A 12,774-nucleotide genomic window follows, 5' to 3' on the forward strand; every position below is an offset into this window, starting at 1 on the left:
CTCGCCCCCGCCCCGCCCCTCACTCCCGATCAGAGCTTGAGCTGTTCCCCGCCCCGCCCCGCCCTTCCTGCCCGATCAGCTCCGACACCCGTACGAAGCGGTAGCCCCGCTTGCGCAACTCCGGGACCACCTTGCGGATCGCTCGCTCCGTCGCCGGGGCCGCGCTGCGTGTGCAGTGCAGGACGACGACCGAGCCGGGGCGGACCCCGCGCAGCACCTCCTCGGCGACCGCGTCCGCGTCCGTGGCGAACGCGTCGCCGCCGACCACGTCCCACTGCACGGCCGTCACGCCCGCCCGCGCGACGTTGCGCAGGGCGGTGCGGTCGTAACAGCCGCCGGGGAAGCGGAAGTACGGCATGGCGTTCTTGATGCCGACCTTCTTGAACGCCGTGAACGCCCGCTCCACATCGGCCGTCATCCGGTCCGGCGCGACGGTCGGCAGCCCGTAGCAGCGCGAGGTGAACGCGTAGTGGCTGTACGAGTGGTTGGCGACCTCGAACAGCGGGTCCGCGCCGATCGAGCGGGCCTGGTCGGGGTACTCCTCGGCCCACCGCCCGGTCATGAACACGGTCGCGGGCACCTTGAGGCGGCGAAGCGTGGCCAGCAGCGCCGGGTTGTCGAACCGCTCGCCCCGAGCCGCGCGCGGGCCCTGGTCGGCGGTCATGTCGGCGTCGAAGGTGAGCGCGACGGTCTTGCCGTCGGCGCGGGGCGCGCTCTTGAACACGGGCGCGAGTCCCGCCGGGCCGGGCGCGAGCGTCGGCGGCCGGGCGGCGGCGGAGGCGCTGGGCGAGGCCTTCTCGGAGGGCCGGGACGGGTCGGGTCGGGAGGTGTGGCCGGTACCGCAGCCGGTGACGACGGTACCAAGGACACAGAGGGCGGCGAGTCTGCGTACGGGAACGATCACTCGGCGACCATAACGCCATAAATAGGACTATTTACTCAGCCGCGCTGGGGTCCGGGGGTGGTCCGTTCCGGAGTGATGTCACAGTGAGACATCACTCCGGGACGTTGGGCGCCACCGAACCCGCGAACTCGCTCGCCAGGTCACAGGCGTTGTCGTACGAGTCCTCGTTCGAAGGGACCGCGTGAACCACGGCCCGTCCGAACGAGGTCGGCCAGACGATCAGGCAGCCCGCCTCGTTGCCTGAGACCTCCGCCGAGGGGACGCCGTCCACCGGGGTCGGCGTCGGCGTGGGCTCGATGGGGATCTCCTTGCCGTAGAACAGGGAGAGTTGGGTCGGGGACCCCGAGCCGTCGCCCGACATCGTCCAGGTGCAGCCGCTGAACAGGGATGCCCCGGCGTTCTCGACGTTCTCCTCGCTGCCGCTGTCGAGATTCCACTCGGCGGTGATCGCGGTGTCGACGGCCTCGCACGCGGAGGATGCGGACGGGGTGGCCGACGTGCCGGGCAGGTCGTCGATCCCGCCCGTGTCGTCGTCCGTCCACAGCCAGATCCCGCCGACGAGCGCGCCGCACAGCAGCAGGGTCGCGGCCGCGGCGATCAGCGCGCGGTGCGCCCGGCTCGGCGGTGGCGGGCGGTCCTTGTCGGGCGGCCTGGCCCACTCCTGCCGGTCCTCGTCCCACAGGTCCATGCCGGTCACCCCTATCCGCCCAGGAGTTGGGCGATCTGCTGGGCGAGCGCCGCCGTCGACGCGAGTCCGGCCGCGGCCGTCGCGCCGAGCTCCAGGCGCTCGCGCAGCCGCTGCAGCCGGTCCTGGCGCACCTGTCCGGTCGCGTCGATCTCGTCCTCGGCCTCGGCGAGCCCGGCGTCGAGCTCGGCCAGTCCTTCTTCGGAGAGGTCGCCTGGTCGTTGTGGCAGCTCGGGCCGGTCCGCTTCGCCCGCGGGCAGCAGTACCCGCAGCTGGGCGCGCAACTCCGCGATGGCGGCGCGGAGTTCGTCCGGTACGGCGACGGGGTCCGGGCCCGCCGCAGTGCGGGTCGACGCGTCCACCGCTCTGGCCCGCGGCCCGGACGCCACGGCGCCGCCGCTCATCGCGCCGATGCTGATGCCGCCCGCCGTGGGCGACGGCACCGCCGGTGCGGCGCCCGCGCCTCGGTCCTCCGGCACCGGCTCGGCGACGCGCTCCGCGCGGTCCTCCGCCGTGGCGCCGTGCCCGGCGGCGACCGCACCGCCGGACAGCTCTCCGATCGACACGCCCCCCGAACCGCCGCTCGAACCGCCCCTCGAACCGCCCCTCGAACCGACCCCCGAACCGCCCTCAGGAGAGCCCGAGTCGGCGGGCTCGTCGCCCTCCGGCTCCCGCCTCGTGGCCTCGCTCACCGCAGACCCCCTCCCGTCTCCGTCTTCGCCGCCGTACGGGAGCGACGGGAGTCGACCTGCTTGGCCAGGGCCCCCTCGCCGCTCGCGACCGCTCCGCCGCTCATCTGGCCGATGAACACGCCACCCTCGCCCACGTTGATGACGTACTTCTCGAACTCGCCCGTCTCGTAGCCCCGTACGCGCAGCGCCTCTCGTACGCCGCCCGTGATGCGGTCCTGCAGCGTCTTGACGTACCGGCTGATGTCCATTTCCTGGAACAGCGACACCTCCTGCGCGCTGCCCAGCTCCCGCACCGATCTGGCCGGGCCGTCCGGCGGGGCGAACTCCGGGATGTTCAGCCAGGCGCGGCCGATCGAGTACGCCGTCGTCAGCAGGCACACGCCCGCCGCGAAACCGGCCGACGGCGCGGTGACCAGGGCGCGCACGGCGTCGCGCAGCGGGCCGTCGTCCATGCGCTCCGCCAGGACGTCCACCGACTTGTACTCGGGCCGCACCGGCGTCAGCACATGCGGCACGACCTCCAGTACGAGCACACCGCCCTGCGTGTGGACCCGGACCAGGAGCGAGATTCCGATCTGCTCGTCCCACGCGCCGACCCGCACCCGCAGGAAGTGGCGGCGCGCCTCCGCGCCTTCGCCGACCGCGCCCTCGCGGTGGCGGCGGACGTTGTCCGGGGCGTAGTCCACGAGCTCGCGCGCGATCCCGACCGGCAGGTAGACCATCTCGTCGACCTCGAGCGAGCGCAGCCGGTCGCGGCTGGTGGCCGCCGCCGACGTCCGCAGGTCTTCGAGGCGCGGCCGGATCAGGTCGATCACGTCCCGCCCGGTCAGCGGTGCGACGCCGCCGCCCGCCGCGTCCGGCCGTAGTTGCTTGCGCGCGCCGGGCTGCAGCTCGACCACGAACGACCAGGGTTTGTACGGCTCTCCGGCGCCCACGAACGGCCGGAACGGGTCGTAGATGGCGAGGCCCGCGTACTGCTCGCGCGCGATCGCCTGGCCGATGCGGCGGTACTGCGCGGTGTCCGGCAGGCGTTCGCGCGGCGCCCGGTCGAAGGCCTGGCGGCTCAGGCCGTGGCGCATCAGGGCCGTCACCCGCTGCCGGTGCGCCCACACCGGCAGCACCATCAGGAGCGGGAGGACCACGGCCGCCCACACGTCCGCGCCGCCGAACAGGGCGATGAGCACCAGCGCCCAGTAGCCGAGCGCGGCGGCGACCGGCAGCACCGGGAGCACGGACTTCAGCCGCCCGTGCGTCGCCTCCTTCAGGACGGAGCGGCCCAGCGCGAACACGGAACCCTTGTTGCCGCGCACGCCCCACGCGAGCGCGCAGACCACGGCGTACGCCACGGCCCAGGGGATCGGAGCCGTCGCCGGGTCGGAGCCGGTCCCGGTGATCCCGAGGACGATGAACGTCACCCAGAGCGCGAGCAGCACAAGGCCGGTGCCGATCTCCTGGCGGCGGGCCCGTACGGCGTGGGCGAGCACCGGCAGGGCGTCGATGCCGAGCGACGGCGCGATCGGCCGCTCCTCGTGCTCCACCAGCTGCTCGATCACCGCACGCCGGAACTCGCCGTCGAAGTACACCCCCGCACACAGCAGCCGCGTGGCCTCGCTGCGGGCCTGCGGTGGCAGGGACTGGGCGGGCGGCACGGTGGACGCCGAGGCGCGGGTGGCGGACGGCGGGGAGGAGGGTTGTTCGGGCACGGACATGCAATCCCCGATCGTTGCCCTGATGGTCCGACTCCCCTGTTTTGTAAGGGAGTTGAAGGGGTCCATGGTGCACGCAGTATGGCCCGCGCCGACCGGGTCTCAAACGGCGCACCGAGGCACGTGGGACAGGAACCGGCCAGCAGCACGCGCCCCCGGTCGACACCGGGGCGCAGGGGGGGCGGGGGCCGGTTAGCGCTCCGGGCGGGAAGCGTCCGCATCGGTCGCCGGGGCCGGGGACCTGCTGCCACCATGGGCGGCATGTCCGGAACGCCTGCCAGGCGTCGCGGGGCTGGGGGCACCTCCCGGCCGGAGGCTGGGGGGACTTTACGGACACGGCCGTGTCAGGCCCGGCCGGGCCCGACAGACCTGACCGGAAGGCGCGCCCATGGACGAACGCGAGCTGCTCGAACGGTCCGGCGGACCCGTCACCCGCAGCCGGTTGCGCCACGACCTGACCGCGCTCGGCCTCGGGCCCGGCGACACCGTCATGTTCCACACCCGGATGTCCGCCATCGGCTACGTCGCGGGCGGCGCCGCCACCGTCATCGACGCCCTGCGGGACGCGGTCGGCCCGGCCGGCACGCTGATGGTGACCTGCGGCTGGAACGACGCCCCGCCGTACGACTTCCGCACCTGGCCACGCCCCTGGCAGGACGCGCTGCGCGCCGAACACCCCTCCTACGACCCGGAGTTCAGCGAGGCGGCCCACGACAACGGACGGCTCCCCGAAGTCCTGCGCCGCCTCCCCGGAGCGGCCCGCAGCCGGCACCCGGACGTCAGCTTCGCCGCCCTCGGCCCGGCGGCCGTCGAGTTGACCGCCGACCACCCCTGGGACGACCCGCACGGCCCCGGCACCCCGCTCGCCCGCCTGGTCGCCCGGCGCGGCCGCGTCCTGCTGCTCGGTGCCCCGCTCGACACGATGACGCTGCTGCATCACGCCGAAGCCCTCGCGGACGCGCCGGGCAAGCGGTACGTGACGTACGAACAGCCCGTCCTCGCCGAGGGGCACCGCGTCTGGCGCCGCTTCCTCGACATCGACTCGGAGCACGGCGCGTTCGACTACGCGGGCGTGGTGCGCGAGGGGCAGGACCCGTTCGAGACGATCACTCGGGCCCTGCTCGCGGCGGGCCATGGGCGCAGCGGCCCGGTGGGTGCCGCCGAGAGCCACCTCTTCGAGGCGGAACAGGTCGTCGCGTTCGCGGTGGACTGGATCGAGCGGAAATTGGGCGCGGAGTAGCACGGAGTAAGGGACTGAGCGCTGGGTAAAATGACGGTAATTATCGTCAATTGGCGCCGGCGTTTTCGGCACCGGCGTTTTCGGCACCGGCATATACGGCACATATCCGTGACTTCGACGCGCTCAGAATTGGTGCGTGCGCAATGGACCCCTGGCTGATCTGGCTGATCGTCGCCGCCGTCCTGGCCGTGGTGGAGATCCTCACGCTCACGGCCGCGCTCGGAATGCTCGGCGTGGCCGCACTCGTCACCTCGGGAACAGCGGCTCTCGGACTTCCACCGCCCCTCCAGTTCCTCGTCTTCGCCGCCGTGGCGACGGTCACGCTGCTCTTCGTACGCCCCGTCGCGATGCGGCATCTGCGTCGCCCGCAGGTGGCGCGCTTCGGCGTGGACGCGCTGGTCGGCCAGGCCGCGTATGTCGTCGCGGAGGTCTCGGCCGTGGACGGCAGGGTCCGGATAGGGGGTGAGGAGTGGACGGCCCGCGCCTATGACGAGACGCTGGTGATTCCTCGGGGCAAGACCGTCGACGTCATGGAGATCAGCGGAACCACCGCGTTCGTCTACCCCCGGGACTGAAGCCATGGATATTTCCGCGTTCCTCATCGCCGGACTGATCGTCGCGCTGTTCGCGATCTTCACGGTCGTACGCGCGGTACGCATCGTTCCGCAGGCCCGAGCCCGCAATGTGGAACGCCTGGGCCGATACCACCGCACCCTGAATCCCGGCCTCAATCTGGTGATCCCCTATATCGACCGCGTCCATCCGGTGATCGATCTGCGCGAACAGGTCGTCTCGTTCCAGCCGCAGCCGGTGATCACCGAGGACAATCTCGTCGTCGAGATCGACACGGTCCTGTATTGCCAGGTGACCGACCCGCGCGCGGCTTTCTACGAGATCGCGAATTTCCTTCAGGCCGTCGAGCAGCTGACCGTCACCACGCTGCGCAATGTCGTCGGCTCCATGGACCTGGAGAAGACCCTGACGTCCCGCGACACCATCAACAGCCAGCTGCGCGGCGTGCTCGACGAGGCCACCGGGAAGTGGGGGCTGCGCGTCAACCGGGTCGAGATCAAGGCCATCGACCCGCCGCAGAGCATCAAGGACGCGATGCAGAAGCAGATGCGGGCCGAGCGCGACAAGCGGGCCGCGATCCTCGGCGCCGAGGGCCAGCGCCAGTCGCAGATCCTCACCGCCGAGGGCGACAAGCAGGCCGCGGTGCTGCGCGCGGAGGGCAACCGGACGGCCGCGATCCTCCAGGCCGAGGGCCAGTCCCGGGCCATCGACGAGGTCTTCCAGGCCGTACACCGCAACGACCCCGACCCGAAGCTGCTCGCCTACCAGTACCTCCAGACCCTGCCCCAGCTCGCCCAGGGCCAGGGCAACAACTTCTGGGTGATCCCCAGCGAGATCACCTCGGCCCTGCAGGGCGTCTCCAAGGCCTTCAACGTCGAACTGCCCCAGTCCCCCGCGACCCGCGAGAAGCCCGCCGACGACATGGCCGCCAAGGCCGCCGACGACAAGGCCCAGGCGGCAGAAGCCGCCGCCGAGGCGGTGGCGGACGCAGCCAAGGCCGACAGCACCACCCCCACACTCCCGCCCGACCTGCAGAGCTGACCCTCGTCGCGTACGCGTGCGGCCCGCGTCCCCCCAGGCAGGGGGCGCGGGCCGCAGGCTCAGGCGCAGGGGTCAGTGGTCCCAGGGGCCGGTCACGGCGAACGTCGTGCCCGGCCTGTAGCAGTTGACGTACATCGTGTCCTCGTCGGGCGAGAACGTGACGCCCGCGAACTCGCCCCACGCGGGCTCCTCGGGCGTGCCGATGTTCTGCCGGCCGCGGGCCATCGCGTACACCTCGCCGCGCCGCGTGAGGCCGTAGACGTGCTGGGCGCCCTCGCCGTCCTCGCAGACCATCAGGCCGCCGCTGGGCGCGAGGCAGATGTTGTCCGGCTCCTCGCCGGGGAGCTGGAGGTCGGTGTCGGGGCCGAACACGATGACGAGGGTGAGGCGGCGCTCGGACGGCTCGTAGCGCCAGATCTGGCCGTAGTGGTCGGCGGCCGAGCCCTCCGCGCTCTTGGCGTAACTGGACACGAAGTACACGGACTTGCCGCCCCAGTAGCAGCCCTCAAGCTTCTGCGCGTGCGTGATGCCCTTCGACCCGAAGTCCTGGAAGCGGATGGGGGTTTCGACGGCCAGGGGGTCCGGTACGTCGACCCACTCGATGTCGTCGAAGCAGGCGCCGGTCTCCTGGATCCGGGACAGATCCGCAACGCCGGGCACGCGCATCGCCTGCAGCCTGCCGCCCGCCTGCAGCGAACCCGGACCGCCGAGCGGCTTCTCGGGCAGGAAGCGGTAGAACAGGCCGAACGGCTTCTCGAAGGCGTCCTCGGTCTCGTAGACCACGCCCCTGCGCGGGTCGATGGCGATCGCCTCGTGCTGGAAGCGGCCCATCGCGGTGAGCGGCACTGCGCCGCCGAGCCTGCGGGTGTCGGTCGGGTCCACCTCGAAGATGAAGCCGTGGTCCTTGGTGTAGCCGTTGGTGCCGGCCTTGTCCTCGGTCTCCTCGCAGGTCAGCCAGGTGCCCCAGAGAGACGGGCCGCCCGCGCAGTTGACGGCCGTACCGGCGATGGCGACATGCTCGTCCCTGACGTCGTTCCGCCCGTCGAGCGTGAGCGACGTACAGCCGCCCTTGCCCATCGGGTCGTACGTGATGCCGTCCACGACCGGCACCGGGATCTTGGCGTCGACCCGGTTCTCGTGGTTGCGGATCAGGTGGACGCCGCCTCGGCGGGCCCGGAAGGCGGCCATGCCGTCATGGTTGCTGGGGACCTTGCCCTCGCCCGAGCGCAGCCGGTCGCCCTCGCGGGACAGGACCTTGTAGCGGAAGCCCTTCGGCAGGTCGAGCAGGCCGTCGGGGTCGGGCACGAGCGGCCCGTACCCGGCCCTGCCGCGGGCGGCCGCCGTGCCGGCGAAGAGCTCCGAGAGGGCGCCGGTGAAAGCGATACCGACGCCCAACGCGCCGGTGCCCGCGAGGACTTGGCGTCTCGACGCGGAGGGTCGTGCGGTCTGTCGTGTTTCGGACATACGGGCAACTCCCTGCTGGCGGACAGGAATACGACCCGCTGTGTGTACCACGCAGCCGGAGCTGCGGGAACCACGCGCGTAGAAGCCGACACCCGTGTCGTACGCCGTCGGGAACCCGTGCGGAGCCGTCCGGAGTTGGCGCGGAGCCGTCCGGAGTCGGCCGCGGAGCCGTCCGGAGCCCGTACGGAGTCGGCGCGGGCCGGGCGGTTTCCCGTCGGCCCGCGCCCTGCCGAGCCCGTGCGGGGCGGGTCAGCCCTCCTGCGCGCCTGGGATCTTGCGGGAGTCGCGGGCCAGGGCCGTGAGGCGGGAGATCGCGCGGAAGTACTTCTTGCGGTACCCGCCGTTCAGCATCTCCTCGCTGAACAGCTGGTCGAAGGGGACCCCGGAGGCGAGCACCGGCACCTCGCGGTCGTACAGCCGGTCGGCGAGGACCACAAGGCGCAGCGCCGTCGACTGGTCGGGCACCGGCGTGACCCCGGTGAGGCAGACCGCCCGGACGCCGTCGGTCAGCGCTCCGTACCGGCTCGGGTGGACCTTCGCGAGGTGGTCGAGCAGGTGCGGGAAGTCGTCGAGCGAGGCCCCGTCGGTGGCGTACGCGACCTTCGTGACCTGCTCGTCGCCGTACGGCGGCGGGGCCTCGGGCAGGCCGCGGTGGCGGTAGTCCTCGCCGTCGATGCGCAGCGCGCGGAAGTGGGCGGACAGGCCCTGGATCTCGCGCAGGAAGTCGGCCGCCGCGAACCGGCCCTCGCCGAGCTTGCCGGGCAGCGTGTTGGAGGTGGCGGCGAGCGCCACGCCCGCGTCGACCAGCTTGCCGAGCAGGGTGGAGACGAGCACCGTGTCGCCCGGGTCGTCCAGCTCGAACTCGTCGATGCAGAGCAGCCGGTGCCCGGAGAGGGTCTTCACGGTCTGCTGGAAGCCGAGGGCACCGACCAGGTTGGTGAGCTCCACGAACGTGCCGAACGCCTTCAGCGCGGGCTCGGCCGGGGTGGCGTGCCACAGCGAGGCGAGCAGGTGGGTCTTGCCGACTCCGTACCCGCCGTCCAGGTACACGCCGCGCGGGCCCGTCGGCTTCTGCTCGGCCTTGCGGGAGAACCAGCGGCGCTTTCCCGAACCCGTGGCGTGCGCCCCGCCGAGCGTCCCCGCGAACCCGCTGAGCACCTCGACGGCCTCGGCCTGGCTGGGCTGCCCGGAGTCGGGGACGTACGTCTCGAAGCGGGCCGACTGGAAGCGCGGCGGCGGCACCATCTCCGCGACCAGACGGTCGGCGGGGACGTGCGGCTCGCGGGCACAGAGGGACAGCGGGGACGGGTCCGCTATCGGGCTCGCACCGGCTGGGACGGGGGAGGAGGCAGGGGAGGACGACACAGCTCTTAACTCTAAAGGCCGTGCGAGACTGCGGGACATGCGCAGCCTGTTCCCTGTGACCGACCAGACACCGGCAGGGGGCCCCGAGGCCGCCCCCGCCGACGACCGCGAGTGGAGTCTCGACGAGCTCGCCGACCGGTACGCCTACCCCGAGACGGACCGTCCCGTCCTGCGGGCCAACATGGTTTCCACGCTCGACGGCGCCGCCATGCACGACGGCCGCTCGCAGCCCATCTCCTGCCCCACCGACATGCGGATCTTCGGCACGCTGAGGGGGCTCGCGGACGCGGTCGTGGTGGGCGCGGAAACGGTACGCCAGGAGGGGTACCGGCCCGCCCGCGCGCGGGACGCCTTCGCCGAGCGGCGTGCGGCCGCCGGGCAGGGGCCCGCTCCGGCGATCGCGGTGATCAGCGCGAGCCTCGACCTGGACTTCTCGCTCCCGCTCTTCACCGAGCCCCTCGTGCCGACGCTGCTGCTGACCGGAGCCGCCGCCTCCGCCGAGCGCAGGGACGCCGCCGAGAAGGCGGGCGCCCGCGTCCTGATCGCCGGGGAGGGCCGGACCGTGGAGCCCCGGCAGGTGGTCGACGTGCTCGCCGAACAGGGGCTGAAGCGGCTGCTCACCGAGGGCGGGCCGACGCTGCTCGGCCAGTTCGTGGCCGCCGACGTACTGGACGAGCTCTGCCTCACCGTGTCGCCGATGCTCGCGGCCGGTGATGCCCGGCGGATCGCCGGGGGACCGCGGATGACCTTGCCTGAACGGTTCTCGCTCGCCTCGGTGCTGGAAGAGGACGGGTTCTTGTTCACCCGCTACCGCAGGCCCTGACATTCGGCGGAATTAGTCGTTCCGTTTCGCTTCCGCTGGGCACACTGAGACATGCGGCCGTCGTGCGCGCGGGGAACGCACTCCCCGCGGGTACCCGGTCAGGATGTCGGTCAGCATGTCGATCAGCATGTCGGTCAGGATGGATTCCGCAGGGGCCCCAGGCCCCCGTATGGAGAGGGCGCCCGCCGTGTCGTTCACGAGCGTTTTGATGATCGAGAAGTCCCTGTCGTCCGTGGACGTGGAGTTCGTCACCTCGTTGCACGGCGACGAGGCGGTCTCCTTCGTCGTCCTCATGCAGCCCCGCGGCGACCAGGACCGCCTCCTCCGCGCCCTCGACGACGTCGCCCTCGGCGAGCTGGAGGACGCCGTCCACGAGGGCGACGAACCCGAGGGCGAGGACGCCACCGGACCCGCCCGACTCGGCCTCGAACACTCCCTCAAGTCGCTGCGCGACGCGGGCTGCGAGGCGATCGGCCAGCTCGTCGACGACCACCCGATGCGCGTCGTGAAGAGCGTCGCCGAGGAGACCCACGCCGACGAGGTCATCGTCCTCACCGCACCGCACTACGTCGAGGAGTTCTTCCACCGCGACTGGGCCTCCCGCGCCCGCCACAAGGTCGGCGTCCCGGTGCTCAAGCTGTACGCGCACAGCGAGTAGGGCTTCCGGGCGCTTGAGCTGTACGTGCAGAGCCAGTAGGGGCGCTTGACGAGCGGTGCTGCGTACGAGGTTGCGTACGAGGTTGCGTACAGCCCGACTACGCTGGGCCTGCCCCCGACCCGGCGCGGGGGCGCGGCGACGCCGGGACACCGGCGGCCGACCGCCGGACAGCCAGCCCGCCCAGGAGACGTACATGACCCCCGGCCTGCCCCCCGCCATGGACCGACCGCACTTCATCGGCATCGGCGGCGCCGGAATGTCGGGCATCGCGAAGATCCTCGCCCAGCGCGGCGCCAAGGTCGCGGGCAGCGACGCGCGCGAGTCGGGCACCGCCGAGGCGCTGCGCGAGCGCGGCGCGACCGTGCACATCGGCCACGACGCCGCCCACCTCGCCGCGGACGCCTCCGCCGTCGTCGTCTCCTCCGCGATCCGCGAGGACAACCCCGAGCTGACCGCCGCCAAGGACCGCGGCGTCCCCGTCGTGCACCGCTCGGACGCCCTGGCCCGGCTGATGGACGGCCTGCGCCCCATCGCGGTGGCTGGCACGCACGGCAAGACCACCACCACGTCGATGCTCGCGGTGTCGCTGTCCGCCCTGGGGCTCGACCCCTCGTACGCCATCGGCGGCGACCTGGACGCGCCCGGCTCCAACGCCCACCACGGCGAGGGCGAGATCTTCGTCGCCGAGGCCGATGAATCGGACCGCAGCTTCCACAAGTACGCGCCTGAGGTCGCCATCGTCCTCAACGTCGAGCTCGACCACCACGCCAACTACGCGTCCATGGACGAGATCTACGAGTCCTTCGAGACCTTCGCCGACAAGATCGTCCCCGGCGGCACCCTCGTCATCGCCGCCGACCAGTCCGGCGCCGCCGAACTCACCCGCCGCGTCCGCGAGCGCTCCGACGTCCAGATCGTCACGTACGGCGAATCCGAGGGCGCCGACGTCCGCATCCAGAAGGTCACCCCGCGCGGACTGGCCAGCGAGGTGACCGTCCTGCTCGGCGGCAAGCTGCTCACCTTCACCGTCTCGGTCCCCGGGCGGCACTACGCGCACAACGCCGTCGCCGCCCTCGCCGCCGGAGTCGCCCTCGGCATCCCGGCCCACAACCTCGCCTCGGCCCTCGGCAAGTACACCGGAGTCAAGCGCCGCCTCCAGCTCAAGGGCGAGGCCGCCGGCGTCCAGGTCATCGACTCGTACGCGCACCACCCGACCGAGATGAACGCCGACCTGGAGGCGATCCGCGGCGCGGTCGGGGACTCCCGCATCCTGGTCGTCTTCCAGCCGCACCTCTTCTCCCGCACCCAGGAGCTGGGCGTCGAGATGGGCCAGGCGCTCGCGCTCGCCGACGCGTCCGTGGTCCTGGACATCTACCCGGCCCGCGAGGACCCGATCCCCGGCATCACCAGCGCACTCATCATCGACGCGGCCCGCACGGCCGGCGCCGACGTCACCCCTGAGCACGCCAAGGACGCCGTCCCCGAGGTGATCGCGGGAATGGCACGGCCCGGCGATCTCGTTCTCACGATGGGAGCGGGGGACGTGACGGACCTCGGCCCGAAGATCCTGGACCGCTTGTCGAACGGCTCGCTCGTGTCGAACGAGTCGAACTGAGGGGACGC

The 12,774-nt window shown here is 72.1% G+C and carries 12 protein-coding genes; 6 read left to right on the forward strand and 6 right to left on the reverse strand.

The annotated features are described in order from the left end of the window. Positions 1-19: 19 nt before the first annotated feature. From RCO28_RS14320 to RCO28_RS14335, 4 genes are all read right to left on the reverse strand, one after another. Positions 20-904: a polysaccharide deacetylase family protein gene (locus RCO28_RS14320; RefSeq protein WP_308941454.1), complete on the reverse strand. Its 885-nt coding sequence runs from the start codon at positions 902-904 to the stop codon at positions 20-22. 91 nt (positions 905-995) lie between these two features. Then, positions 996-1,592 carry a hypothetical protein gene (locus RCO28_RS14325; protein WP_308941455.1) on the reverse strand — a complete coding sequence of 199 codons (597 nt, stop codon included), beginning with the start codon at positions 1,590-1,592 and terminating at the stop codon, positions 996-998. 11 nt (positions 1,593-1,603) lie between these two features. After that, positions 1,604-2,281 carry a hypothetical protein gene (locus RCO28_RS14330; protein ID WP_308941456.1) on the reverse strand — a complete coding sequence of 226 codons (678 nt, stop codon included), beginning with the start codon at positions 2,279-2,281 and terminating at the stop codon, positions 1,604-1,606. Next, complete coding sequence (locus RCO28_RS14335) at positions 2,278-3,990, reverse strand: hypothetical protein (protein ID WP_308941457.1); 1,713 nt, start codon at positions 3,988-3,990, stop codon at positions 2,278-2,280. The genes RCO28_RS14330 and RCO28_RS14335 overlap by 4 nt, the downstream gene beginning before the upstream one ends. 385 nt (positions 3,991-4,375) lie before the next feature. Between RCO28_RS14335 and aac(3) the strand changes: the two genes are divergently transcribed. From aac(3) to RCO28_RS14350, 3 genes are all read left to right on the forward strand, one after another. Then, entirely contained in the window at positions 4,376-5,227 is an 852-nt protein-coding gene (gene aac(3) / locus RCO28_RS14340) for an aminoglycoside 3-N-acetyltransferase (protein WP_308941458.1), read from the forward strand. A 143-nt stretch (positions 5,228-5,370) separates the two neighbouring features. Next, positions 5,371-5,802, forward strand: a complete 432-nt coding sequence (locus tag RCO28_RS14345; protein WP_308941459.1) for an NfeD family protein — start codon at positions 5,371-5,373, stop codon at positions 5,800-5,802. Between the two features lie 4 nt (positions 5,803-5,806). Next, positions 5,807-6,841, forward strand: a complete 1,035-nt coding sequence (locus RCO28_RS14350; RefSeq protein WP_308941460.1) for an SPFH domain-containing protein — start codon at positions 5,807-5,809, stop codon at positions 6,839-6,841. 72 nt (positions 6,842-6,913) lie between these two features. Here RCO28_RS14350 and RCO28_RS14355 read toward each other — a convergent pair whose 3' ends face one another. Continuing rightward, a complete protein-coding gene (locus RCO28_RS14355) occupies positions 6,914-8,305 on the reverse strand; it encodes an alkaline phosphatase PhoX (RefSeq protein ID WP_308941461.1) in 1,392 nt (463 codons plus the stop codon). A gap of 249 nt (positions 8,306-8,554) precedes the next feature. Further along, positions 8,555-9,709 (reverse strand): cell division protein ZapE, encoded by a 1,155-nt coding sequence (zapE, locus tag RCO28_RS14360; RefSeq protein ID WP_374991160.1) that lies wholly within the window; start codon positions 9,707-9,709, stop codon positions 8,555-8,557. On the opposite strand from zapE, the gene RCO28_RS14365 reads away from it, so the two are divergent. From RCO28_RS14365 to murC, 3 genes are all read left to right on the forward strand, one after another. Further along, positions 9,708-10,493 carry a pyrimidine reductase family protein gene (locus tag RCO28_RS14365; RefSeq protein WP_308941463.1) on the forward strand — a complete coding sequence of 262 codons (786 nt, stop codon included), beginning with the start codon at positions 9,708-9,710 and terminating at the stop codon, positions 10,491-10,493. The two genes, zapE and RCO28_RS14365, sit on opposite strands and share 2 nt — an antisense overlap. Before the next feature lie 169 nt (positions 10,494-10,662). Continuing rightward, a complete protein-coding gene (locus tag RCO28_RS14370) occupies positions 10,663-11,151 on the forward strand; it encodes an indole-3-glycerol phosphate synthase (RefSeq protein WP_308941464.1) in 489 nt (162 codons plus the stop codon). Positions 11,152-11,344: 193 nt separating this feature from the next. Then, a complete protein-coding gene (murC, locus tag RCO28_RS14375) occupies positions 11,345-12,766 on the forward strand; it encodes a UDP-N-acetylmuramate--L-alanine ligase (protein WP_308941465.1) in 1,422 nt (473 codons plus the stop codon). Positions 12,767-12,774 lie beyond the last annotated feature (8 nt).

The sequence above is a fragment of the Streptomyces sp. LHD-70 genome (assembly GCF_031157275.1).
In the GTDB taxonomy this organism is placed as follows: Bacteria; Actinomycetota; Actinomycetes; order Streptomycetales; family Streptomycetaceae; genus Streptomyces.